Annotated in this window: 21 protein-coding genes; 9 read left to right on the forward strand and 12 right to left on the reverse strand. The window is 71.3% G+C overall.

Translation table 11 applies throughout. The annotated features are described in order from the left end of the window. Window positions 1-80 precede the first annotated feature (80 nt). The gene (locus BLQ91_RS34050; RefSeq protein ID WP_090103712.1) at window positions 81-731 is read left to right on the forward strand and encodes a response regulator; all 651 of its coding nucleotides are present in this window, start codon (window positions 81-83) and stop codon (window positions 729-731) included. Here BLQ91_RS34050 and BLQ91_RS34055 read toward each other — a convergent pair. Next, a complete protein-coding gene (locus tag BLQ91_RS34055) occupies window positions 728-2,293 on the reverse strand; it encodes a sensor histidine kinase (protein WP_090103858.1) in 1,566 nt (521 codons plus the stop codon). The two genes, BLQ91_RS34050 and BLQ91_RS34055, sit on opposite strands and share 4 nt — an antisense overlap. Before the next feature lie 155 nt (window positions 2,294-2,448). Here BLQ91_RS34055 and BLQ91_RS34060 point away from each other — a divergent pair, with 155 nt between their 5' ends. Further along, entirely contained in the window at window positions 2,449-3,099 is a 651-nt protein-coding gene (locus BLQ91_RS34060; RefSeq protein WP_090103714.1) for a hypothetical protein, read from the forward strand. 21 nt (window positions 3,100-3,120) lie between these two features. Here BLQ91_RS34060 and BLQ91_RS34065 read toward each other — a convergent pair whose 3' ends face one another. Together BLQ91_RS34065 and BLQ91_RS43080 are read right to left on the reverse strand one after the other, a co-directional pair. Then, window positions 3,121-4,278 carry a hypothetical protein gene (locus tag BLQ91_RS34065; protein ID WP_090103716.1) on the reverse strand — a complete coding sequence of 386 codons (1,158 nt, stop codon included), beginning with the start codon at window positions 4,276-4,278 and terminating at the stop codon, window positions 3,121-3,123. An 83-nt stretch (window positions 4,279-4,361) separates the two neighbouring features. After that, on the reverse strand, window positions 4,362-4,925 hold the full coding sequence (locus BLQ91_RS43080; protein WP_245734060.1) for a CGNR zinc finger domain-containing protein: 564 nt from the start codon (window positions 4,923-4,925) through the stop codon (window positions 4,362-4,364). An 82-nt stretch (window positions 4,926-5,007) separates the two neighbouring features. Between BLQ91_RS43080 and BLQ91_RS34075 the strand changes: the two genes are divergently transcribed. Together BLQ91_RS34075 and BLQ91_RS34080 are read left to right on the forward strand one after the other, a co-directional pair. Beyond that, a complete protein-coding gene (locus BLQ91_RS34075; RefSeq protein WP_245734062.1) occupies window positions 5,008-5,442 on the forward strand; it encodes a nuclear transport factor 2 family protein in 435 nt (144 codons plus the stop codon). 5 nt (window positions 5,443-5,447) lie between these two features. Next, window positions 5,448-6,128, forward strand: a complete 681-nt coding sequence (locus BLQ91_RS34080; RefSeq protein WP_090103864.1) for an MOSC domain-containing protein — start codon at window positions 5,448-5,450, stop codon at window positions 6,126-6,128. On the opposite strand, the gene icmF is transcribed toward BLQ91_RS34080, so the two are convergent. After that, window positions 6,125-9,352, reverse strand: a complete 3,228-nt coding sequence (icmF, locus tag BLQ91_RS34085) for a fused isobutyryl-CoA mutase/GTPase IcmF (protein ID WP_090103866.1) — start codon at window positions 9,350-9,352, stop codon at window positions 6,125-6,127. The two genes, BLQ91_RS34080 and icmF, sit on opposite strands and share 4 nt — an antisense overlap. Window positions 9,353-9,569: 217 nt before the next feature. After that, window positions 9,570-10,049 carry a hypothetical protein gene (locus BLQ91_RS34090; protein ID WP_090103718.1) on the reverse strand — a complete coding sequence of 160 codons (480 nt, stop codon included), beginning with the start codon at window positions 10,047-10,049 and terminating at the stop codon, window positions 9,570-9,572. 137 nt (window positions 10,050-10,186) lie between these two features. Between BLQ91_RS34090 and BLQ91_RS34095 the strand changes: the two genes are divergently transcribed. Continuing rightward, window positions 10,187-11,092, forward strand: a complete 906-nt coding sequence (locus BLQ91_RS34095) for an NADP-dependent oxidoreductase (RefSeq protein WP_090103720.1) — start codon at window positions 10,187-10,189, stop codon at window positions 11,090-11,092. Here the strand turns inward: BLQ91_RS34095 and BLQ91_RS34100 are convergent. Next, entirely contained in the window at window positions 11,032-11,943 is a 912-nt protein-coding gene (locus BLQ91_RS34100; RefSeq protein WP_090103722.1) for a polyprenyl synthetase family protein, read from the reverse strand. The two genes, BLQ91_RS34095 and BLQ91_RS34100, sit on opposite strands and share 61 nt — an antisense overlap. 177 nt (window positions 11,944-12,120) lie before the next feature. Here BLQ91_RS34100 and BLQ91_RS34105 point away from each other — a divergent pair, with 177 nt between their 5' ends. Further along, a complete protein-coding gene (locus BLQ91_RS34105) occupies window positions 12,121-13,086 on the forward strand; it encodes an aldo/keto reductase (RefSeq protein ID WP_090103723.1) in 966 nt (321 codons plus the stop codon). A 258-nt stretch (window positions 13,087-13,344) separates the two neighbouring features. Here BLQ91_RS34105 and BLQ91_RS34110 read toward each other — a convergent pair whose 3' ends face one another. Next, window positions 13,345-15,891: an AfsR/SARP family transcriptional regulator gene (locus tag BLQ91_RS34110; protein ID WP_176960098.1), complete on the reverse strand. Its 2,547-nt coding sequence runs from the start codon at window positions 15,889-15,891 to the stop codon at window positions 13,345-13,347. A gap of 350 nt (window positions 15,892-16,241) precedes the next feature. Here BLQ91_RS34110 and BLQ91_RS34120 point away from each other — a divergent pair, with 350 nt between their 5' ends. Continuing rightward, entirely contained in the window at window positions 16,242-16,706 is a 465-nt protein-coding gene (locus tag BLQ91_RS34120; protein WP_090103729.1) for a hypothetical protein, read from the forward strand. Continuing rightward, window positions 16,703-17,425 (forward strand): alpha/beta fold hydrolase, encoded by a 723-nt coding sequence (locus BLQ91_RS34125; protein ID WP_090103731.1) that lies wholly within the window; start codon window positions 16,703-16,705, stop codon window positions 17,423-17,425. The genes BLQ91_RS34120 and BLQ91_RS34125 overlap by 4 nt, the downstream gene beginning before the upstream one ends. Here BLQ91_RS34125 and BLQ91_RS34130 read toward each other — a convergent pair. Then, window positions 17,395-17,994, reverse strand: coding sequence for a TetR/AcrR family transcriptional regulator (locus BLQ91_RS34130; protein ID WP_090103733.1), 600 nt, complete (start codon window positions 17,992-17,994; stop codon window positions 17,395-17,397). The genes BLQ91_RS34125 and BLQ91_RS34130 overlap by 31 nt on opposite strands. An 86-nt stretch (window positions 17,995-18,080) precedes the next feature. On the opposite strand from BLQ91_RS34130, the gene BLQ91_RS34135 reads away from it, so the two are divergent. Then, complete coding sequence (locus BLQ91_RS34135; RefSeq protein WP_090103735.1) at window positions 18,081-19,025, forward strand: beta-ketoacyl-ACP synthase III; 945 nt, start codon at window positions 18,081-18,083, stop codon at window positions 19,023-19,025. A 308-nt stretch (window positions 19,026-19,333) separates the two neighbouring features. Here the strand turns inward: BLQ91_RS34135 and BLQ91_RS34140 are convergent, their stop codons facing one another. The 4 genes from BLQ91_RS34140 to BLQ91_RS34155 form a co-directional block, all read right to left on the reverse strand. Further along, window positions 19,334-20,713, reverse strand: coding sequence for an NAD(P)/FAD-dependent oxidoreductase (locus BLQ91_RS34140; protein ID WP_176960099.1), 1,380 nt, complete (start codon window positions 20,711-20,713; stop codon window positions 19,334-19,336). Then, on the reverse strand, window positions 20,710-21,537 hold the full coding sequence (locus BLQ91_RS34145) for a 4Fe-4S domain-containing protein (protein WP_090103739.1): 828 nt from the start codon (window positions 21,535-21,537) through the stop codon (window positions 20,710-20,712). The genes BLQ91_RS34140 and BLQ91_RS34145 overlap by 4 nt, the downstream gene beginning before the upstream one ends. A 162-nt stretch (window positions 21,538-21,699) precedes the next feature. Then, window positions 21,700-22,410, reverse strand: a complete 711-nt coding sequence (locus BLQ91_RS34150; RefSeq protein ID WP_143022955.1) for a DUF4142 domain-containing protein — start codon at window positions 22,408-22,410, stop codon at window positions 21,700-21,702. 66 nt (window positions 22,411-22,476) lie between these two features. Beyond that, the gene (locus BLQ91_RS34155; protein ID WP_090103743.1) at window positions 22,477-23,073 is read right to left on the reverse strand and encodes a hypothetical protein; all 597 of its coding nucleotides are present in this window, start codon (window positions 23,071-23,073) and stop codon (window positions 22,477-22,479) included. Between the last annotated feature and the right edge of the window lie 60 nt (window positions 23,074-23,133).

Genomic DNA, 23,133 nt, shown 5'->3' on the forward strand with positions numbered 1-23,133 from the left:
CCGAACGACGCCCGATCGGGCTAATGCGGCGGGTGCCACCAGGCCCCTCGCGCCCGTGTCCTTGGACTACGGTGACTTCTATGGCGACGCGTGTGTTCCTCGTCGACGACCACGAGATTGTCCGCCGCGGCATCGCGGACCTGCTCGGTGAGGAGTCCGATCTCGTCGTGGTCGGTGACGCGGCCTCGGTCGCGGAGGCCCTGGCCAAGCTGCCGGGTGCCGGCGCCGACGTGGCCGTGCTCGACATCAGGCTGCCCGACGGCAACGGCATCGAGCTGTGCCGCGAGCTGCGCAGCCGCCTCCCCGGCCTGCAGTGCCTGATGCTGACGAGCTTCGCGGACGACGAGGCCCTGTTCGACGCGATCATGGCGGGCGCGTCCGGCTTCGTGCTCAAGCAGATCCTGGGCGCCGACCTGGTCAACGCCGTCCGGACCGTCGCGGCAGGACAGTCCCTCCTGGACGCCCGCACGACGTCGGCGCTGCTCAACCGCATCCGCCGCGAACGTGAGGAGGGCGACCCGCTGCGCATGCTCAGCGAGCAGGAGCGCACGGTGCTCGACCTGATCGGCGAGGGCCTCACGAACCGGCAGATCGCCGAGCGCATGTTCCTCGCGGAGAAGACCGTCAAGAACTACGTCTCGCACCTGCTGGCGAAGCTCGGCATGCAGCGCCGCACGCAGGCGGCCGTGTTCGCCTCGCAGTTCCGCAAGGACGGCGAGAAGCCCCGTTAACGCAGCGGGACGCGCCAAACCACGCGGGCGCCGCCTCCGTCGACGGGGTGCACCTCCAGCGATCCGCCGAACTTCGACGCTCGGTGCGCCAGGTTGCGCAGCCCGCTGCGCGCGGCGTCGGCCGTGATGCCCACCCCGTTGTCCTGCACCGTGATCACCACGTCGTCCCCGGCGTCGACCAGCACCGTCAGCTCGGTCGCGGACGCGTGCCGGACGCAGTTCGTCACGGCCTCGCGCACGACGGCCTCGACGTGCTCGGCGAGCTCGGGCGGCACCGAGTTGTCGACGGTGCCGGACATCCGCACGGCGGGTGAGAGGTGCGTGTTCTCGGTCAGGCCGGCGACGAGGTCGAGCAGGCGGCGCCGCAGCGAGGTGTTGTCCGCCGAGTGCAGGTCGAAGATGGACGTGCGGATCTCGCGCACGGTCTCGTCGAGCTGCTCGACGGCGGTCCGCAGCCTGGCGGCGACGTCCGGGTCGGCGACGCGGCGCATGGTCGCCTGCAGCGTCAGGCCCGTGACGAACAGCCGCTGGATGACGTGGTCGTGCAGGTCGCGGGCGATGCGGTCGCGGTCCTCCAGCACGTCGAGCAACCGCTGGGAGCGCTGCTGCTCGGCGAACTCCAGCGCGACCGCCGCCTGGTCCGCGAACGACGCCAGCACCGGCACCTGGTCGGGCAGGAAGCGCGACTCGCCGCCGCGGCGCAGCACCACGAGCGCGCCCGTGACGACCGGGCCCGACCGCAGCGGGACGGCCAGCGCCGGGCCGAACGCCGTGCCCAGGTCGTCGACCAGCAGCGGGACGCCGGAGCGGACCACCTCGTCCACGGCGTGGTCGGCGGCGTTGAAGTCGTCGACCTCCACGCCCGCGCTCGCCGCCACCGACAGCGGCGCGTGCCCGCCGTCGCCCAGCACGACCAGGGCGGAGTCGGCGCCCGCCAGCTCGACGGTGCGCTGGGTGATCAGGCGCAGCGCGTACTCGCCGGACGCGCCCCCGAGCAGCTCCGAGTTGATCTCGCCGATCGCCTCCAGCCACCGTTCGCGCATGCGGGAGCGTTCGAACAGGCGGGCGTTCTCGATCGCGATGCCGGCGGCGGCCGCGAGGGCCTGCAGCACCGCCTCGTCGTCGGCGGTGAACTCGGCGGCGTCGATCTTCTCGGTCATGTAGAGGTTGCCGAACACCTCGTCGCGCACGCGCACTGGCACGCCCAGGAAGCTGTGCATCGGCGGGTGGTTCGGCGGGAAGCCGACCGACATCTCGTGCCGGGACAGGTCGTGCAGCCGCAGCGGCGTCGGGTCCTTGATGAGCAGCCCGAGCAGGCCCTTGCCCTCGGGGAGGTGCCCCATCCTGCTCCGCGTGACCTCGTCCACGCCGACGTGCAGGAACTCCGACAGGTCGTCGCGGGTGCCAAGCACACCGAGGGCGCCGTAGCGGGCGCCCACCAGGTCGACGGCGGCCTGGACGATGCGCAGCAGGGTCGACTGGAGCTCCAGGCCGGACGCGACCGCGAGCACGGCGCCGAGGAGCTCCTGCACGTGGTCGCGGGTGGTGACGATCTCGTCCATGCGGTCTCGCACCTCGGCGAGCAGCTCGTCGAGGTCTCGGCGGCTGCGCGCGTCGGACACGATGACAAGATTCGCACATTTTCAGTGGAACAGGTCCCCGCAAGAGAGGACCTTCGACCGTGTCCGGTTCGTCGCACCCACTGGACAGTGGGCACATGACGATCGCCCTGCCCGCCTCACTCGGACTGGCCGGTGAGGACGTGCGCGGCGTCCTGGCGCTCGCGAGGACCTCGACCTCCGGCGTGCGGTTCGAGGTGCGCCCCGACCAGATCGAGCTCCACACCCCGGGACCGCACACCCGGGAGACGCGCCTCGCGTGCGGTGTCGCGCTGCTCAACGTCCGGCTGGCACTGCAGGCGCACGGCATCCGGCCACTGGTGACGCTGCTGCCGGGCCCGAGCGCCGGTGACGCGGCGGCGGCCGTGCGGCTCGGCGGGTACCGGGAACCCGGCCCGGACGTGCTGGTGCTGCTCCACGCGTTGCGCTCGGCCCGCCGGACGTGGACGGCGTTCCCCGAGCCGGCCTCCTGGCGCGGCCTGCTGTCGCGCGCGGCCGAGGTGGAGCGGGCGTGGCTGCACGTGCGCACCGGCGCCGAGCTGGTCCTGTGCACGTTCAACCAGGGCGCCGCCGCGGAGATCCGCGCCGGCCAGGCGATGCAGCGCGTCGTGCTGACCGCGGCGACGGCCGGTTTCGCCGTCTCCCCCGCCCTCGACCCCGCGAGCCCGTCCGCGTTGCGCGCGGACCTCCGCTCGTGCCTCGGCAACACGCTGGTGCCGCAGGTGGTCCTGCGGCTGGGCGCGGGATAGCCGTCCACATCGGACCGTCGGCTACCGCGACAGCACCGCCTTCCACAGCAGCCGGGCGAGCTCCGGGTGGCAGATGTCGTTGTGCGCGCCCGCGATCCCGTCGATGCGGCGGATCACCGACGTGCAGTCGACGTTGTGCACCTGGCCCCTGACCAGCTCGCCGGGCGAACCGATCGTGTGGCCGTGCGCGTACGTGCCCTGCACGCCGTGCGAGCCGATGGCGCCGTACTTCGGGTACGAGTCGAGGTCGACCTGGCGGCCCGAACGCGCGGCCAGCGGGTAGAACCGGCCGATGGCGTGGTCGTGCGCGGACGTCGTGACGATGATCGGGCCGGGCACGCGGCCGAGCACGCCGCGGAAGTAGCCGGAGCCGGGTTCGCCGGGCAGCCGTTCCGCGAACGACCACAGCGACATCGCGCCCTGCACCAGGGTGAGCGTCGCGGCCGGCACGACGTTCGCCATCGCGGTGGCGGTGATGCAGCCGAAGCTGTGGCCCATCAGGTGGATGCGCGCGGCCGGAGCGGCCTGCGCGACCTCGCGGGCGATCCGCGCGGCCCCGCTCTCACCGAACACCTTGGCGCGCCGCTTCATCTTCCAGAACGTCAGGATCCGCAGCGGTGACAGGATCCCGCCCAGCGCCGGGTCCTCCAGGCACGCCCGGTAGAGCTGCTCGGCGTCGAACGCCATCCCGTCCTCGCCCGGCAGGTCCGGCACGGAGCTCTCCAGGTAGTCGTACGCCTGCTTGACGGCGGCCGACATCCGGCACGGGTGCTGCCGCGCGGCCTGCACGATCGTGCGCACCGCGGCCGTCCGCCCGGCACCGCCGCCGAGCCGCCGCGCCTGCGCCTTGATGAACTCGTCGGACCGCACGTCCTCGTCGCCCCAGGCCTTCGACGGCCAGTGCAGGCCGACGAGCAGGGACTTGAAGCCGCCCGGAAGCCGGTGCGCCGCATCGCGTTCGGCGCGGCAGCCCGCCATCGCCGCGACCCACTGCCCGTACTGGTGACGTGCGGCCGGCACGTCGCCGTTCCACCCGTGGATGAAGAAGAAGACGTCGGTGACACCGCGGCGGGCGTCGTACAGGACGTCCGCGCTGTCACGCCCCCGCTCGTCGCCGGTCTCGTCGAAGCAGACGAGGTGATAGCTGATGTCGTGACCTGGCACGGATTCTCGGGACATCGCGGATCACCACCACACACGAAACGCGCCCAACTGTTGTCCGTTTAATCGGAACGAACACGGCGCACGTGTAGCCCCGGCGATCAGGAAAACCCGTTCGGACCAGGGAATTCACCCCGATTGCGCCGGTAGTGTCGCGCGGCGCGCACCCGGTTGCCGCACGAGGGTGAGCACCATTCCCGGCGCGGGTGGTCCTTCACGAAGTAGAGCACGCAGCCCGGCGCATGACAGGCGCGCAACAGCAGCCGGGACTCGCCGGTGAACAGCTCGACGGCCTCCGCGGCGATCGACGCGCGCTCCCTGTCCGCCGGCGAGCCTTCACTTTCGTTGTCACGCAACAACTCCCCGTCGCGCACGGCGAGCTGGGGCCACTTGCGCGCGCTCCGCGCCGCACGGTTGACCTCAGCCACGGCCCGCTCCAGGTCACGATCCTGCGCGACCGCACGCGTGTCCTCGGTGAGCACGCCCGCGAGGTCCCGCAACGCCTGCCGCAGCGCACGGAAGGCCTCCAGGTCGGCCCGGTCCACCGGCACGCCCAGGAAGTCGCGAAGCCCACCGGCGGTCGTCAGGTCGTCGTGCACCTGCGACCGGCTGGCCCAGATGGTGTTCATCAGCAGGACCGGACGGGGTTCGTCGGGCGTCAGCACGTCTAACGGTAACACAAGCTTGCATCCGTTAGGCTCTAGTTCTAACGTTTATAACGTCGTTCAACCGTTGGAAGGACCGCTCGTGGCACTTCTGCCCCCGTTCGACGCGGAGACCGCCCGCCTGAAGGTGCGGGCGGCCCAGGACGCCTGGAACACGAAGGACCCCGTGCGCGTCGCCGGCTCCTACACACCGGACTCCGTGTGGCGCAACAGGTCCGAGTTCCTCCGCGGCACCGACGAGATCGTCGCGTTCCTGACGAGGAAGTGGGAGCGCGAGCACGAGTACGTGCTGCGCAAGTCGCTGTGGGCGTTCGGCGACAACCGCATCGCCGTGCGCTTCCAGTACGAGTGGCACGACGACGAGGGCCGGTGGTGGCGCAGCTACGGCAACGAGAACTGGGAGTTCGCCGCCTCCGGCCTGATGGCGCGGCGCGAGGCGAGCATCAACGACGTGCGGATCGCCTTCGAGGACAGGCGGATCGATCCCACGTCGACCCACGAGATCCCGGCGGGGTGACCGCGATGCGGGTCGAAGCCCTGTGGCGCTATCCCGTGAAGTCGCTGGGCGGCGAACCGCTCGAGTCGGCGGAGTTCACGTCCGACGGCGTGGCGGGCGACCGCTTGGTGCACGTGCAGGGCCCACGCGGCGTGCTGACCGGCCGCACCCGCTACGGCCTGCTCACGATCCCGGCCTCCACCGGTCCCGACGGACCTCTGGTCGACGGCCACCCGTGGGACAGCAGGCAGGCCCACGAGCGGGTGCTGCCGTTCGGCGGCAGGCTCACCCGCTACACCGGCCCGGAGCGCTTCGACGTGCTCAACGTCCTGGTGGCGACGGACGGCCAGGTCGCGGCCGCGGGTGTCGACGTGCGGAGGCTGCGCCCCAACATCCTGATCGGCGGGGTCGAGGCGGGCGAGGAGGACGCGTGGCCGGGACACGCGCTGGTGGTCGGCGACGTGGTGATCGGGATGTACCAGAAGCGGGCGCGGTGCGTCGTGACGACGATCGACCCTGACACCGGGGCGCAGGACCTGGACGTGCACCGGCGGATCCGGCGGGAGTTCGGCGGCGTCCTGTGCCTGGACAGCTGGGTGGTGCGGGCCGGGGTGGTGAACGTCGGTGATCCCGTGGAGGTGGTGCCGACCGACGAGCTTCCCGACCGTGTCGGCGGGTGGATCGTCGGCCGGCCCTACGCGGTCTAGATGTTGCGGCGGTACTGCCCACCCACCTCGAAGAACGCCTCCGTGATCTGCCCCAGCGTGCACACGCGAGCCGCGTCCATCAGCACCGCGAACACGTTCTCGTTCGTCTGCGCCACCTCGCGCAGCCGGGCGAGCGCCTTCTGGGCCTCGTCGCGGTGCGCCGCCTGGTAGGCGCGGGTGCGCTGGACCTGCGACTCCTTCTCCTCCTCGGTGGCGCGGGCGAGCTCGATCTTCACGACCTCGCGCTCGCCGCCCTCGGGCAGGAAGGTGTTGACGCCGATCAGCGGCAGCGAGCCGTCGTGCTTGCGCTGTTCGTAGAGCATCGACTCGTCCTGGATGCGGCCGCGCTGGTAGCCGGTCTCCATCGCGCCGAGCACGCCGCCGCGTTCGGAGATGCGGTCGAACTCCATCAGCACGGCCTCTTCGACGAGGTCGGTCAGCTCGTCGATGACGAACGAGCCCTGCAGCGGGTTCTCGTTCGCGGAGAGGCCCCACTCCTTGTTGATGATCATCTGGATGGCCATCGCGCGGCGGACGGACGACTCCGTGGGCGTGGTGATCGCCTCGTCGTAGGCGTTGGTGTGCAAGGAGTTGCAGTTGTCGTACAGCGCGCAGAGTGCCTGCAGCGTGGTGCGGATGTCGTTGAAGTCCATCTCCTGCGCGTGCAGCGAACGGCCGGACGTCTGCACGTGGTACTTGAACTTCTGCGAACGTTCCGCGGCGCCGTAGCGGTCGCGCATGGCCACGGCCCAGATGCGGCGCGCCACGCGGCCGATGACGCTGTACTCGGCGTCCATGCCGTTGGAGAAGAAGAACGACAGGTTCGGCGCGAAGTCGTCGATGTTCATGCCGCGCGCCAGGTACGACTCGACGTAGGTGAAGCCGTTGGCGAGCGTGAAGGCGAGCTGGCTGATGGGGTTCGCCCCGGCCTCGGCGATGTGGTAGCCCGAGATCGACACCGAGTAGAAGTTGCGCACCTGCTGCTGGATGAACCACTCCTGGATGTCCGCCATCATGCGCAGCGAGAACTCCGTGGAGAAGATGCAGGTGTTCTGGCCCTGGTCCTCCTTGAGGATGTCGGCCTGCACGGTGCCGCGGACGTTGGCCAGCGCGAACGCGCGCAGCTTGTCGTACTCCTCGGCGGACGGGTCGCGGCCTTCGGAGGCCTTGAACTTGTCGACCTGCTGGTCGATCACCGTGTTGAGGAAGTACGCGAGGATCGTCGGCGCCGGGCCGTTGATCGTCATCGACACGGACGTCGTCGGCGCCACGAGGTCGAAGCCGTCGTAGAGCGCCTTCATGTCGTCGAGCGACGCGATGGAGACGCCGGAGGTGCCGATCTTGCCGTAGACGTCCGGCGGGGTGTCGGGGTCGCGGCCGTAGAGCGTCACCGAGTCGAACGCGGTCGACAGGCGCGTCGCCGGGTTGCCCTGCGACAGGTACTTGAAACGGCGGTTGGTGCGGAACGCGTCGCCCTCGCCCGCGAACATGCGCGCCGGGTCCTCGCCCTCGCGCTTGAACGGGAAGACGCCCGCGGTGAACGGGAAGAAGCCCGGCAGGGCCTCCTTGCGCAGGAACCGCAGCAGCGAGCCCTCGTCGTCGTACCGGGGCAGGCTCACCCGGCGGACCTGGTTGCCCGACAACGTCTCCCGCGTGAGCCGGGTGCGGATCTCCTTGTCGCGGACCTTGAACACGAGCTCGTCACCGGAGTACTGCTCGACCGTCGCGGGCCACGCCCGGAGCAGGTCGGCGGTGTCGCGGTCGACCCTGCGCTCCGCGTCGGAGGCCAGGTCCGCGATGTCCGCGACGCCCTTCCCCGCGGCCTCCAGCGCCTTCTGAGCCGCCGTGAGCTGGGTGTGCGCGCGGACTGCGGCGACCTGCTCCTCGGTCTTGCGGTGGTAGTTCCGCACGGTGTCGGAGATGTCGGACAGGTACCGCGCACGGGAAGCCGGCACGACGGTGGACGCCGAGGTCGACGTCTTGCCGGAGACGGTGGCCAGCGCGCCTTCTTCCACGCTCAGGCCGTGGTCCACGAGTCCGTCGCGCAGGAACTGGTACAGCGCGGTCACGCCGTCGTCGTTGAACGTCGCGGCGGACGTGCCGAAGACCGGCATGTCCTCCCACTTCGCGCCGAACGCCTCGCGGTTGCGCACCATCTGCCGCGCCACGTCACGCCGTGCGTCCTCGGCACCGCGGCGCTCGAACTTGTTGATCGCCACGGCGTCCGCGTAGTCGAGCATGTCGATCTTCTCGAGCTGCGACGCGGCACCGAACTCCGGCGTCATCACGTACAGCGAGAAGTCGACGAACGGCACGATGGCCGCGTCACCCTGGCCGATGCCGGGCGTCTCGACGATGACGAGGTCCGCACCGGACGCCTTGCACGCCACGATGGCCTGCTCCAGGCCGTCCGGGATCTCGCTGCCCGCACGGCGCGTGGCCAGCGAACGGAAGAACACGCGGTCGCCGTCGAGGCAGTTCATGCGGATGCGGTCGCCGAGGAGCGCGCCACCACCACGGCGACGCGTCGGGTCGACGGCGAGCACGGCGATGCGCAGCTTGTCCTGCTGGTCGAGCCGGAAGCGGCGCACCAGTTCGTCGGTGAGCGACGACTTGCCCGAGCCACCGGTGCCCGTGATGCCCAGCACCGGCACCTTGCGCGTGGTCTCCCACGGCTGCGCGGTGCCGGCCTCGATGTGCGTGATCGCGCGCGCCAAGGCCTCGTCGGCCCCCGTCAGCAGCGCGTCGCGGCTGAACGGCGCGGTGAGCGCGTGGTCGCACTCCTCGATCATCAGGTTGATCATCCGCGCGAGGCCGAGCGTCTGCCCGTCCTGCGGCGAGAAGATCCGCGCGACACCTCGCGAGTGCAGCAGCTCGATCTCCTCGGGGACGATGACGCCGCCACCGCCGCCGTAGACCCGGATGTGCCCGGCGCCGCGCTCGCCCAGCAGCTCGACGAGGTACGAGAAGTACTCGACGTGCCCGCCCTGGTACGCGCTGATGGCGATGCCCTGCGCGTCCTCCTGGATCGCCGCGTTCACGACCTCCGCCACCGACCTGTTGTGGCCGAGGTGGATGACCTCTGCACCCTGCGACTGCAGGATGCGCCGCATGATGTTGATCGCGGCGTCGTGGCCGTCGAAGAGGCTCGACGCGGTCACGAAGCGCACCGGGTTGACCGGCTTGTGCAACGCGGGCGCGGGGGACGTCCCAGAAGACGGCATCGTCATGAGAATAGTTTGACTTCCTACTATTGGACGTGCAACCAGGGGTGGTCCACGTCTCTGTATCGAGCAGGAGACGCCATTGTCGCGCCGGTGGCCACAGGCTCGCTCGCGGAAGACTTCGCGCAGGTGGCGACCGCACTGAGATCCGGCAGGCACGACCGGCCATTCCCTGCCGGACGACCCGGTGCGCGACCTCGTCCGGCACAGGCGCCGCCTAACGCGCCGCGGCACCCCACTCGTGCGCGAGCGCGGCCGCCCGTGAGACGGCGATCGTCGCGGGCACGGCCTCGTTGCGCAGGCCCTCCATGTGCGCGGTCACGACGTCCCACAGCGCGTTGGCGGAAGCCAGGACCTCCTGCGGAACCGGGGTGTCCTCCGTGCGCAGGAGCACCAGCAGCGCGTTCGGCTCGGAGAAGGCGCTGACGAGCACCACCACCGGGACCTCGGTGCCCGCCATGAGCGCCCGGCCCTGCCAGGCGCCTGCGTCGCCGGCCGGCGACCGCAGCGCGGCGAGGTCGGCGATCGTGACGGACGGCCCCGGCGACTCGCCGCGGAGCTTGAACGGCGCGAACGAGCAGTTCGACAGCTCGGCGATCGCGCGGTGGGGAATCGACTGCTCCACCGCCACCGACAGGTGCCCCAGCGTGTCGCTCGGCGGTGCCTGGATCACACGAGCGGCCGTCACCAGGTCCATGTACCGAGCGTAGCTCTCACGGGCAGGTGGCCGCCTGGCCGTTCGGACAGGTGGAGCTAGCCGGAGGACCGGCGCACGAGAACGATCACAGGCCCAAGGCTGATGTTCCAACCACACGGCGACCACCGGAGTCAGAGATGAAGGCGATCACCTACACCACGTTCGGCGGCCCCGAGGTCCTGGGCCTGAACGAGGTCGAGGAGCCGCACGCCGGACCGGGCGAGATCCGGCTGAAGGTCGTGGCGGCGGCCGTCAACCCGCTCGACCACAAGATCCGCAACGGCTGGATGCCGCCCATGACTCCCCCGTTCCCCGTCACGCCCGGCCTGGAGGCCGCCGGTGTCGTGGACGAGGTCGGCGAGGGCGTCACCGGGGTCTCGGTGGGCGACGAGGTGCTCGGCTTCACCACCACCGGCGCTTGCGCCGAGCACGCGCTGGCCACCGACTGCGCGCCGAAGCCCGCCGGTCTCGACTGGGACGTCGCCGCCGCGCTGCCCGTGGCCGTGGAGACCGCGGTCCGCGTGCTCGGCCTCCTCGAGGTCGCGGAGGGCGACACGCTGCTCCTCAACGGCGCCGCGGGGGTCGTGGGCACCGTCGCGGCACAGCTCGCGGTGGCCCGCGGTGCCACCGTCGTCGGCACCGCCTCGGCCGGCAACCACGACTACCTGCGGTCGCTCGGCGCCACACCGGTCGCCTACGGGGACGGGCTGGCCGACCGGGTCCGCGCCGCCGCGCCGCAGGGCGTCGACGCCGTGTTCGACGCGGCCGGCGAGGACCTGGACGTGCTGGTCGACCTGCGCGGCGCCACGGACCGCGTCGTCACGATCGTCGACCCCGGCGACGCGGCCCGGCTGGGCGTCCAGTTCTCCGGCGGCGGTGCGCCGTTCGGCTCGCGGCTGCGCGAGTACGCCCAGCTCGTGGCCGACGGCAAGCTCGCGGTGCGCATCGCGCGGAGCTTCCTGCTGGCCGACGCGGCCGAGGCTCAGGAGTTGGTCGCGACCGGGCACGCCGCGGGCAAGGTCGTGCTGCGCGTGTCGGAGTGAGCTCCCCGGCTCGCCTGGGCGGGCACGGCCGGCGCGCACCTGCCGATCGTGACCTGCCTGGCGAGCCTCGCCAGTTCGCCCGCCGTCCGCGCCCTCGGACCGCACTGCTCCAGGTGGTTCAGCGCGCGGGCGAGCAGCAGCCCGGCCTGCTGCTCGCACCACCTGCGCCCGCCCTCGACGGTGATCCTCGCGTTGATCGCCGCCACGACGGGGAGCGTCCGGCGGTTGACGCGGACGGCGAGGACGTCGTCCACGTGCTTGCGCGCGAGGCCGAGGTCGTCGCCGAACTGCCGGAGGTGGCCCGCCTGGCGAGCGTTCGCTCCGGCGGCCAGCGCGCCGAGCTCGCACGCGGCCGCCGTGAGCGAGCTGTGCTTCGCCGCCGCCACGCCGAGGTGCCGGGACATGTCGGCCTCGGCCTCCTCGGCCATCCCGATCTCCTGGACGTAACCGTCCACAACGGACATCAGCGCGACGGTGAGGATCATCACCCCGGTCCTGCCGAGGCGTCCGCACGCGAGGGACAGCAGCGCGTCGGCCGCCGAGACGACCCTGTCCGCACCGAACTCCACCCGAGCACCCGTGTGCGCCATCAGGTCCGCGTGCAGCTGCTCGTGCAGCTGCGCGAACTCCATCGCGAGGGCGGCCGGCGCCACGTCCACGTCGCCGAACGCCTCCGCGCAGAGCAGCACGAGCGCCGCCGTCGAGAAGTCCTGCCGGGACAGGCCGGACTCGACCACCTCGCGGGTTTCGCCCGGGAGCTCCGCCAGCGCGGCCGCCAGCAGCGGCCCGACGGTGGCACGCGCACGCTCCAGCGCGGTCCTCGGCGGCGCGACCGCCTCGATGCTCGTCATGCGCGTTCCTTTCAGACACCGGGATCCCGACGCTAAACCCGCTGGTCAGTGCCGGAGGCGGGTTTCCACCGTCGTGTCTGATCCGGGCACGATCCGGCGAGGCGGACTAGGTTGATGTTGAACGGATCGTGGCTGCCATCACCCGACCGTGATCACCGTTTTCCTGAGGGGCTGACCATGCGCTACACCAAGCTCGCCGGCATGGACGTGTCCGAGATCTGCCTCGGCATGATGAGCTACGGAGACCCGGCTCGGGGCGGCCACCCGTGGTCGCTGCCGGAGGAGGAGTCCCGGCCGTTCATCAAGGCGGCGATCGAGGCCGGCATCAACTTCTTCGACACCGCGAACGTCTACTCCGCGGGCTCCTCGGAGGAGATCACCGGCCGCGCGCTGAAGGACTTCGCGCGCCGCGACGAGATCGTCCTCGCCACCAAGGTCAACGGGCGCATGCACGACGGCCGGAACGGCGCCGGGCTGTCCCGCAAGGCCATCTTCGCCGAGATCGACCACTCGCTGCGCCGCCTCGGCACGGACTACGTCGACCTCTACCAGATCCACCGCTTCGACAAGACCGTGCCGCTGGAGGAGACGCTCGAGGCGCTGCACGACGTCGTGAAGTCCGGCAAGGCGCGCTACATCGGCGCGTCGTCCATGTACGCGTGGCAGTTCGCGAAGGCGTTGTTCACGCAACGGCAGAACGGCTGGACGCGGTTCGTGTCGATGCAGAACCACTACAACCTCATCTACCGCGAGGAAGAGCGCGAGATGCTGCCGCTGTGCGCGGACCAGGGCGTCGCGGTGATCCCGTGGAGCCCCCTCGCGCGCGGCCGCCTGGTCCGCGACTGGGACGCCACGACCGCGCGCACCGAGACCGACGAGTTCGGCGCCACGCTCTACACCGACTCGGACCGCGCGACCGTCGAGCAGGTGGCGGCGGTGGCCGAGGCGCGCGGCGTCTCCCGGGCCCAGGTCGCGCTGGCGTGGTTGCTGCGCAACCCCGTCGTCACGGCGCCGATCGTCGGCGTCACGAAGCCGGCGCAGCTCGACGACGCGGTGGGGGCGCTGGACTTCGAGCTGACCGACGCCGAGGTGCTGCTGCTGGAAGGGTCCTACGAGCCGCACCGGATCGCCGGGCACGCCTGAGCACGCGTGGAGGGGCCGCACCGCAGGAAACGCGGTGCGGCCCCTCCACGCCGGGCATGGCCACCTTCTGTCCATTGTGGAGCAGGGCTTTCGGCGAAGGACGTCATGCCCTCGCGAACGTCCGCGGTGGTCATCAACCGGGCGTTCGCGGCGATTCGCCCGGCCGCGGTGCGACCGCGGCGGCCTCGTCGTCCGGCACGACCCTGTTCGCCAGGCCCACCGCGGCGGCGCGGCCCGGTCCGGACCAGGCCGTTCGGATCAGGCGTCCAGCCCGGCCAGCTTGCGCGCCGCCTCCGACTCGCCCCACCGGAAGCCGATGCGCCGCGACAGCTCCGCGGCCTCGGTGTAGGAGGCACGCGCCGGCTCCCGCCGTCCGGCGAGCTCGTGCACGATGCCGCGGTCGAGCAGCACGCCCGCCTCGATCTGCCTGTCCCCCACCGACCGCGCGAGCAGCAGCGCCTCCTCCGCCAGCTCCAGCGCTCGGTCGAGCGACCCCAGCTGGCGGTGGGTGTCGGCCATGTTCGCCAGGGCGTGCATTTCGCCGGACCGGTCGCCGCACGCGCGCAACGTCGTCAGCGTCTCCTCGTAGCAGCCGAGCGCGGCGGGCAGATCGCCCATCGCCGCGTGCACCAGCCCCAGGTTGGTGCGGACGTACGCGGCGCCCTGCGAGTCGTCCAGCTCTTCGCGCAACATGAGCGAGGCGCCCAGCGAGCCCAACGCGGCGGGCAGGTCGCGGCGGCGCCAGTGGACGATGCCGAGGTTGTTGAGCGTCACGGCTTCGAGCTGCCGGTCGTGCAGCCTGCGGGCCAGGGCCAGCGCGGCCGTCCAGTGCTGCCGGGCCTCGGCGAACCGGAAGCCGCGCTCGCAGGCCGCGCCGAGCTCCTTCAACGCCAGCGCTTCTGCCCGGACGTCGCCCAGCGAGCGGGCGGCCTCGAGCGCGAGGGTGTTCAGCGCGGCCCAGTCCGCGACCTCTAAACGGCGGCGGAAGTACCAGGACAGCCCTGCGGCGAACGCGATCGTGTCGGCCGGTGACGCCTGGTGCGCGGCCGCGATCAGGTTGTCGCGCTCCTCGGCGAGCCAGAGGTCCGCCGGGTTGTCCGCCAAGGCCTCGAGGTAGTGCTTGTGCAGCCGTTCCCGCGCCAGCGACCGCTCCTCGGACGACTCCGAGGAGCGGCAGCGTTCCCGCGCGAAGAGCCGCAGCAGGTCGTGCAGGGCGAACCGGCCGGGCACCGGTTCCTCGACGAGGTGGGCGGCGGCGAGCTCGGCGAGCAGGTCCTCGACGTCCGGCACGTCGGTGAGCGCGCGGGCGGCCGCCACCGCGAAGTCCGGTCCGGGGAGCAGCCCCAGCAGCCGGAAGACCCGTGCCACGGCCGGGGATCCGAGCTCGGCGTAGCTCACCTCGAACGCCGAGCGCACCGCGACGTCGCCCAGCCCGAGCTCGTCGAGGCGGCGCGTCTCGTCGGCGAGCCGCGCCGCCAGCAGCGGCGCGGTCCACTGTGGACGGGCGGCGAGCCGGGCTCCCGCGATGCGCAGCGCCAGTGGCAGACCACCGCACCGGCGCACGAGTTCCGCCGCGTCCTCGACCCTGCCGGCGACACCCTCCAGCAGTGGCGACGCCTCCTCCAGCGACAGCGCGCCGAGCTTCACGTGCGAGGCGCCGTGCAGCGCCGTCAGCGGGCGGCGTGACGTGATCAGCACCGCCGAGCCCGGACCGGTCGGCAGCAGGCGCTTGACCTGGTCGGCGGTGGCGACGTTGTCCAGCACCACGAGCAACCGGCGCGACGCGGTGAGCGACCGGTACCGCAACGCCTCCTCGTCGCCGGGCCGTTCGCCGAGCGCGCTCAGGAACTGGCTCAGGACCCGGTCCGGGGCACCGTCGGAGAGGTCCGCGCAGAGCTGGCCGTCCGGGAACCCCGGCGCGACCTCGTGCGCCGCGCGGACCGCGAGCGCGGACTTGCCGATACCCGCCTGCCCGGTGATCACGCAGACCGCGACCCGGTCCTGCCGCAGCCGCGCCCGGACGAGACCGAGCTCGCGCCCCCGCCCGGAGAAGGTGACCACGTCCGGCGGCAGTTGCCGGATCGCCGCCGCGCCAACGGGTTTCGCCCTCAGCACCTCGGCCTGGGTCCGGCGCAGCGACTCGCCGGGCTCGACGCCGAGCTCGTTCATCAGAACCCGGCGGCACTCCTGGTAGGCGGCGAGCGCCTCGGCAGGCCTGCCCGCGCGGTACAGCGCGATCATCTGCTGCTCGCGCAGGCGTTCGTCCAACGGGTGTTCGCGCACCCACTCGCCCAGGTCGGCGACGACCTCGACGTGCCGGCCGAGGTCGAGCTCCGCCTCGGCGCACTCGACCCGCGCGGCGAGCCTCAGCTCCTCCAGCTGGGCGACGACCCCGCGCAGCAGCCCGGACGCGGCGAGGTCCGCGAGCGCGGGTCCGCGCCACAGCGCGAGCGCCTCCCGGTAGCGCTGCGGCGTGCGTTCACGGCGGGCGAGGTCGAGCAAGCCGGTGAAGCGGGTGAGGTCGAGGTCGGCGGGGTCGACCGACATCAGGTAGCCCGGCGCCCGCGAGAGCAGCCGCGGCCCGACGATCTTGCGCAGCTGGTAGACGTACACCTGCAGGTTCTTCAACGCCGTCCTGGGCGGTGCGCCGTCCCACAGGGCGCTGATCAGCCGGTCGACCGGGAGCACCCGCCCCGGCTGGGCGAGGAGCAGCGCGAGCACCGCCCGTTGCTTCGGCGGTCCGAGCCCCAGCCGCGCACCGTCGTCAGCGCGACACTCGACCGGCCCGAGCACGCGGAACTCCACAGCTCCCGATCGTAACCACTGATCGCACATCGGACGCATGCCACGCGCTCCGACATTGACCCGTGACGAAACCTCACTGGCACTGGTGGTGGCACTCGGCATCTTCACCGCCCAACAAGTTCTCCCACCGCGGCACCACCTTCAGCCGCACGATGAACGACTGGTGGCGCACCAGCAGCCGGAAGGGCGCGCACGGCTGGATCACCGGCCACCACTGCGGCGGCGACCCCGCTCGCCTCTGCGCCTCCTGGGAGCCCGAGTGCGACTTCCTGACCTGCAACGGTCCGTGGGCTCGGCCGCACGCACATCCACTTGACAGCAGGCGTCAAGCACTTGATACCGTCTGTCAAGTGCCGACCCTTTCGGAACACGTGGACCTGCGGAACGACCTGATCCGGCTCGTGACGAGCCGGCTGCTCGACCCTCTGGAGATCCTGCTGCCGCAGGCCGGCCTGGCCGGCCTGCGGACCTCCGTCCGCGCCGACGCCGACATGTGGGCGGCCCAGTTGCTCGGGCCGGACGACGCGGTGGCCCGGCAGGTGGCCATCAGGTTGCTGACCGTGCTCCACCCCGGCGACGCGCCGTTCGACCCGCCCGAGAGCTGGTGGGCGACGCCGCTGGGCCGCGTCACCGCACGCCGCGCCGGTCACCCGGGCAAGGACCACGTGTCGCTCGGCGTGGCCGGCGCGATGCTCGGCATCACCCGCCAGGGCGTGCACGACCTCGTGAACCGCAACAAGTTGCTGCGGCACCCGGACGGCGGCGTGACCGTCGACTCGATCCGTGCCCGCCTCGGCCTGAGGAGAGACGCGTGAAGCTCGCGGCGACGGACTTCGGCGGCTCCGGCACGCCCTTCCTGCTGCTGCACGGACTGGGCGGCGACCGGTCGGTGTGGGAGGCTCTCGCGCCACAACTGGACGGGCGCGCGGTGACGGTCGACCTGCGCGGGCACGGCGAGTCGCCCGACGGCGAATGGGACTGGGACGCCGTGCTCGACGACCTGGAGGACACGGCTGTCCACTTCGGACTCGACGATCCCGTGGTCGTCGGGCACTCGCTGGGCGGCGTCCTCGCCGGGATGTGGGCGTCGCGGCACCCGGCGCGTCCCGCCGTGAGCCTGGACGGACACCGTTGCGCCACAACGCATCCGGCGAACTACGAGGGACTGCCGGCCGAGGAGGTGGAGAAGGGCCTGGCCGCGCTGAACGCCCTCTTCGACGCCCAATCGGAGATGGTCACGCGTCCGTCGCGCTCGATCACCTCGGTGCTGCGCACGGCGCCGGAGTTCCTGGACGCGCTCCCGGTCTTCGCGGCGGTGAGGAGCCCGTTCCTGCTCGTGCTCGCCACCCGGAACCTGCCCGTGCCGCCGGAGCTCCTGCCGCTGATGGACGCCCACCGCGCCGGGCTGCGCCGCGACCTGCCGCCGAACGTGCGGGTGCACGAGATCGACGCCACGCACGGCATGGTGGCCGAGCGGCCGCGGGAGGTCGCGGCCGTCGTCAATCACTTCGTGAGCAACCGCTTCAACGCCTGACGGGCCCGGCGCGGCGCCGCGCTGTCGTGTTCGAGCTGCAGGAAGTGGTTGAGCGCCAGCATGACCCCGAGGATCTCGTAGATCAGCTGCTCGACGTCCGTGCCGGGCCCGAGGTCGCCGTCGTTCACCGCGCGCCGGATGTGGATGCGCAAGTCCCTGCGCCACAACGCGTTCATGCCGGCCAGCGCATCCCGCACGCGCCCGCTGCGCCCGTCGAACTCGGCCGTCGCCGCCGTGAAGAAGCACCCGCCGGGCAGCACCTCGCGTTCGAGGTAGGACACCCACGCCTCGCAGACGTCGATCAGCCGCGGCAACCCCGACGGCATCTGCTCGACCTTGCCGGGCACCTCGCGCAGGAAGACCTCGGCGGCCTGGTCGACCACCGCGAGCTGAAGGGCCTCCTTGGTGCCGAAGTGCCCGAGCAGCCCGGCCTTGCTCATCCCGAGCTCCGCGGCCAGCCGCCCGATCGTGAGCCCCTCCAGCCCCTCCGCCGACGCGATGGCGAGACTCCGGTCGAGGATGCGCTGCCGCGTCTCGAGGGTGTCGGCGACAGATCTGCGCGGGCTCATCCCGGTAGTTTACGTCTCTTTAGCTACCGACCGATCGGTTGCTATATTCGCCGCGTCGTCGCCCGGCCCCGCCGAAGGAGCACATCGTGTCCGGATCCCGTGTCGTAGCACTAGGCCACTACCAGCCGGAACGGGTGCTGACCAACGCCGATCTGGAGAAGATGGTCGACACCGACGACGAGTGGATCCTGCAGCGCACCGGCATCGCCACCCGCCGCATCGCCGCCCCGGCCGAGACCGTCGCCGACATGGCCTCCGAAGCAGGCGCCAAGGCCCTCGCCTCCTCGGGCCTGTCCCCGTCCGACATCGGCCAGGTCATCGTCGCCACCTGCTCGGCCATCGACCGCAGCCCGTCGACCGCGGCCCGGGTGGCGGCCCGCCTGTCGATCCCGTCCGCGGTCTGCTTCGACCTGAACAACGCCTGCGCCGGCTTCTGCACCGCCCTCGCCACCGCCGACCACACCATCCGAGCGGGCGCGGCCCGGCACGCCCTGGTCATCGGCGCCGAGAAGATGTCCGACCTCGTCGACTGGACCGACCGCTCCTCCTGCGTCCTGCTGGGCGACGGAGCCGGCGCCGCCGTCGTGAGCGCTTCCCCGGACGCTCTCATCGGCCCCGTCGTCTGGGGCTCCGACCCGACCCGGAGCAACGCCGTCCGCCTCGTCGACTCCTGGCAACCGCGCTTCGCCCAGGAGGGCCAGGCCGTCTTCCGCTGGGCCACCACCGAACTGCCCGCGGTGGCCGCCCAAGCCTGCGCACGAGCGGGCATCGCCGTCACCGACCTCGCCGCCGTCGTGACGCACCAGGCCAACCTGCGGATCATCGAGGCGATGACCCGCCGCCTCGGCCTTGCGCCCGACGTCGTGATCGGGCGCGACGTGGTCGAGTCCGGCAACACCTCCGCGGCCTCGGTCCCGCTCGCCCTCTCGAAGATGACCGAACGCGGGGAGCTCCCGTCCGGCCGGCCCGTGCTCCTCTTCGCTTTCGGGGGCGGGCTTTCGTGGTCGGGGCAGGTCATCACGGCGCCTTGAGGCCGGGCTCGGTGCCGCCCGGGGGTCGGGTGCCGCCGAGCGCGGGCGGAGCCGGCCCGCGACCCGACGTGCTCACGGGGTCCGACAGTTCCGGCCGAACCCCGCAACCCGGGCCGGTGTGGCGACTCGGGAGCCCACCGAGCCGCCACACCGCCGGTGACGCGCGAGAGGGAAGTTCCGGACTGCCGGAGCGGGAACGAGCGCATCGCCGCGTGACGTCATCGGTCCGCCACCTGGCCACGCGTGCGACGTCGGAGTTCGCCGTCCCCGCTTGCCCTGTACCGGCAACCGGTACCTCCTCGACCTGGTCAGGGCCTCGCGCGTCCTCCGCCCGAGCGCACCATCTCCGGCCTCGAGCGCGAATGCCGCCGCCGCTGCAATGGCGGGGACATCGACGACGAGACGGACGGGGGAACGGATGATGCGTGGGCGGCGACCGGTTCGGGAACCGGGATCATGGTGGTCGGGAGGACCTCCGGCGCGGCGGCGGCAGCGGGTTCCTCCGGCTGCGTCCACACCGGAACGTTCGTCTCGACCTCGTTCTGGCGGAAGAGTTCCGGGGTCTCGGTGATGATCTTGCCGGGCGACTCGAGGCCCACGATGCCCACGAGCTTGCCGTTGGCGATGAAGCCGGTCAGACCGTTGACGTCGGTGGTGTCGGTGCCGAGGACGGGCAGGCCGGCTCCCTGCACGCGCATGCCGTACTGCTCGGTCCAGAAGCGCGGGACCGGGGTGTAGGTCCGGGCGTGCTTGCGGCCCACCAGCAGGTTCTCGGCGGCGGCGCGGCCTCCCTCCACGGCGTTGAGCCAGTGCTCGACGCGGCGGACGACGCCGTTGAAGCGCATGTTCGGCCAGCGGGCCACGTCGCCGCAGGCGACCAAGTTCTCGGCGCCCACGACATGGTTCGTCGAGTCGCAGAGGACGCCGTCGGAAATGTCGAGGCCGGAGCCGCGCAGCCAGTCGACGGCCGGGGACGCGCCGACCGCCAGCACGACGCACGAGGCGAAGAAGACCTGGCCGTCGGACAGGTGGATGCCGATGCCGCCCGGCTGGCGCACCCAGTGCTTGATGCCCACGCCGGTGGCGAGCCTCACGCCGTGCTCGACGTGCGCCTCGGTGATCTTCTTGCCGATGTCGTCGCCGACGACGCCACCCAGCAACGCGGGCGAACGCACGATGAGCGCCACGTCGCGGCCCATGTGGCGGACCGAGCAGGCGAGCTCGCAGCCGATGAACCCGCCGCCGATGACGGCGACGAGGCCCTGCGACTGGCGGATGTTCCTGCGGATCGCGACCGCGTCGTCCAGGGTCCGCAGCACGTGCACCCGCGGGTCGTGGCGCGGAGCGCCGCCCATCGCCCTGGCGTCGACGCCGGTGGCGATGATCATGCCGTCGTACTTGATCTCCTCGCCGCCGGGCACCCAGACCGACTGCTTCTTCGGGTCCAGGTGCAGGGCCGGGGAGTTCAGGCGCCACTCGGCGTCGAGGTCCGCCGAGAACGACAGCAAGGCGTCGTCCGGGGTCCACTCCCCCGTGATGATCTGCTTCGACAGGCACGGGCGGTGGTACGGGAGGTGCCTCTCGGCGGACAGGATCGTGATCTGCCCGTCGAATCCCATCTCCCGCAGCCGTTCCGCGGAACGGACTCCTCCGAGTCCGCCGCCGACGACCACGATCCGTTCGCTCACTTCACTCGCTCCCTGATCTCGATCGCGCGCATGGGACACGCGCGCTGTGCCGCACGGGCCTGGGCGAAGTGCTCCTCGGGCGGCCGGCGGTTGTAGGTCAGGCGGTTGTCCTCGATCAGCTGGAAGACGTCCGGGGCCTCCGCCTGGCAGGTGCCGTAGCGGTGGCATTTCTCGTTGTTGACGCTCACGTCCATCGCGTCGCCCTCGCCGACACCGGGCTCCTGGCCGCGCTCGGCGTCGAGCATGCCGATGCGGACGAGCACCTCGGGGGGCAGGAACCGGGCCAGGGCCAGGGTCGCGGTCGGGACGAGCACGGTGAGGCCGGCGAGCCAGAGGACGGACAGGTTGCCGTTCGCGATGGCGCCGAACCAGGAGTGAACCACGGTGATGGTCACCGCGATGTAGGCGGTTTGGTGGAACCGCAACCACTTGCGGTAGAAGACTTTGTGCCTCATCGAGGCGAGCACGGCGATCGCGAGCATGACCTCCAGGCCGAGGATGCCCAGCGCGTGCCGGAACAGGCCGCCGTCGACGAACGGCAGGACGAGCTTGATAGAGCTGAAGGTACCGGTCTGGATCAGCGTGAAGGCGAACGCGTGGATGCAGCCGAACGCGATCGCCAGCGAGGCGAGCACCATGTGCCCGTTCTTCAGTCCTTCACGGCCGGTGAGCTTCTCGGCCCACCCGGTCGCGATCAGCACGCCCCAGGACAAGGTCGCGCACATCAGGACGTAAGCCAGCCTGGCAGACAGCTGCGCCATCTTCTTGACGCCCGCGTCGAACTCCGACGACTGGGCCACCAGGAGCGGAATCTGGCTCGACAACAACTCTTCCTCCGGAAAGAACTTTCTCGCGGGAACCCGCCCGGCCCTGCGGTGCAGGAGTGGACACATCAGGGCCGGGCGGGTGGGAACAGGTCCGCGTTGGAGTGCCTCCGACCTTGGGACACCACCTCCGTTTCCCGTTGTTCACAGGGGTGTTGCACATCACCGCACCGGACGTCGCGGGCGGAGCACTCGGAGCAGGAGGACCGTGAGAACGGCTCCCGCGGCGGTGACCGTGAGGATCACCCACATGTTCGGCCCCTCGTCCGAGGCCAGGGTCGCGTTGACGATGCCGCCGGCGGGCACGGGCTCGGCGAAGGCCGAGTCACCGGCGATGCCGGTGCTCTCCAGCAACGTCATGTGCTTCATCACGACGTCGATGCCGGCCTGGGCGAAGCCGCGGATCACGTCGTTGCGCGTCGCCGAGCGGACCTTCGCGATGAAGGTGAAGACCTGGCCGTGGGCGGCGCGCAACCGGGCGACGAACGCCTGGTCGAACGCGTCCCCGTCGAGCGCGTTGATCTCCTCCATCCACGACTGCTGCGCCGGGTTCGGCACGTCCGGGGTGGTGAGCCCGAACTGGGCGGCCGTCTTCTTCGTCAGCGTGTCCAGCATCATGTGGTCGAGCATGATCATCTTGCCGATCTGCTTGACCCTGGCGTTGGACGCCTTCGTGGCGGTGAGCTCGCCCATGGGCATCTCCCACAGGCCCGCCTGACGCACCTTGTTCAGCAGTTCGCGGTCGTTCGCGGTCAACGGCCCTGACGGGGTGTCCATCACTCCCCCGGTGTCCGCGGGCTGCGCCGCAGCCGTGGCGGTCAGGCCGGAGAAGAGGAACAGCAGCGCAAAGACGGTGGCTAGGGCTCTGGTCATCGTCTTGTGGTCCTCGTCGTTCAAAGGAAGTCGATAGGGGTGGACGTGTTCGCCTGAGCAGTGGGCTCAGTAGCCGGGCGCTGCGGGAGGTGGCGCGGACTGCGGCGTCCGCGCGGCCCCCGAACCGGGGGGCGTGCTCGGCTGACTGCTGCTCCTGCTGTTGTTCTGCGCCTTGCCACCGGTGATCTTGGCGCCGTTCGGGGCGGTGACCCACCACACGCCGCCCTTCCCCTGCCCCTTCATGTCACCGGCCGTCCTGTCCTCGGCGTAGGTGTACTGCGGCCAGCCCTGGATGGTGAGCTGCTTGGTGCCGTCGGGCCTGGTCAGGACACCCATGGAGATCGGGTCCACACCGGTCGCCATCGGCGTCTTGTCCGCGAGCACCGGCTTCCACGCCTTCGCGCACTCGCCCTCGCAGTTCGACTTGGACGGTTTGGGAACGTCCTTGTCGTAGCGGTACAGAGGCAGTCCGTCGGCGTCGATGACGAACCAGCCCATCTGGTCGGTGTTCGCGATGAAGTACATGTTCATGCCGCCCAGATCGGCGGGTTTCGCCTGCAAGCCGCCCGTCGCGGCCCCTCCGGGAGGGGTCTGGGTGCTACCGCACGCCGTGAGGCTCACAGCCAGTGCCGCGAGAGCGGTGATGGCTTGACCACGTCGCATCGGCAGGTCCTTTCTCGGCTTGGGTACCGAGGAGTACGGACACGATCCGGCAACGGTTCA

This window comes from Lentzea jiangxiensis, assembly GCF_900104175.1.
Lineage (GTDB): Bacteria > Actinomycetota > Actinomycetes > Mycobacteriales > Pseudonocardiaceae > Lentzea > Lentzea jiangxiensis.

Bases quoted from the DNA above. Each gene is read 5' to 3' on its own strand.
- icmF (WP_090103866.1), bottom strand. From the start codon at position 9,352: ATGCCGTCTTCTGGGACGTCCCCCGCGCCCGCGTTGCACAAGCCGGTC.
- BLQ91_RS34155 (WP_090103743.1), bottom strand. From the start codon at position 23,073: ATGCGACGTGGTCAAGCCATCACCGCTCTCGCGGCACTGGCTGTGAGC.
- BLQ91_RS34150 (WP_143022955.1), bottom strand. From the start codon at position 22,410: ATGACCAGAGCCCTAGCCACCGTCTTTGCGCTGCTGTTCCTCTTCTCC.
- BLQ91_RS34065 (WP_090103716.1), bottom strand. From the start codon at position 4,278: ATGTCCCGAGAATCCGTGCCAGGTCACGACATCAGCTATCACCTCGTC.
- BLQ91_RS34130 (WP_090103733.1), bottom strand. From the start codon at position 17,994: ATGAGCCCGCGCAGATCTGTCGCCGACACCCTCGAGACGCGGCAGCGC.
- BLQ91_RS34080 (WP_090103864.1), top strand. From the start codon at position 5,448: ATGCGGGTCGAAGCCCTGTGGCGCTATCCCGTGAAGTCGCTGGGCGGC.
- BLQ91_RS34055 (WP_090103858.1), bottom strand. From the start codon at position 2,293: ATGGACGAGATCGTCACCACCCGCGACCACGTGCAGGAGCTCCTCGGC.
- BLQ91_RS34095 (WP_090103720.1), top strand. From the start codon at position 10,187: ATGAAGGCGATCACCTACACCACGTTCGGCGGCCCCGAGGTCCTGGGC.
- BLQ91_RS34090 (WP_090103718.1), bottom strand. From the start codon at position 10,049: ATGGACCTGGTGACGGCCGCTCGTGTGATCCAGGCACCGCCGAGCGAC.
- BLQ91_RS34050 (WP_090103712.1), top strand. From the start codon at position 81: ATGGCGACGCGTGTGTTCCTCGTCGACGACCACGAGATTGTCCGCCGC.
- BLQ91_RS34060 (WP_090103714.1), top strand. From the start codon at position 2,449: ATGACGATCGCCCTGCCCGCCTCACTCGGACTGGCCGGTGAGGACGTG.
- BLQ91_RS34105 (WP_090103723.1), top strand. From the start codon at position 12,121: ATGCGCTACACCAAGCTCGCCGGCATGGACGTGTCCGAGATCTGCCTC.
- BLQ91_RS34100 (WP_090103722.1), bottom strand. From the start codon at position 11,943: ATGACGAGCATCGAGGCGGTCGCGCCGCCGAGGACCGCGCTGGAGCGT.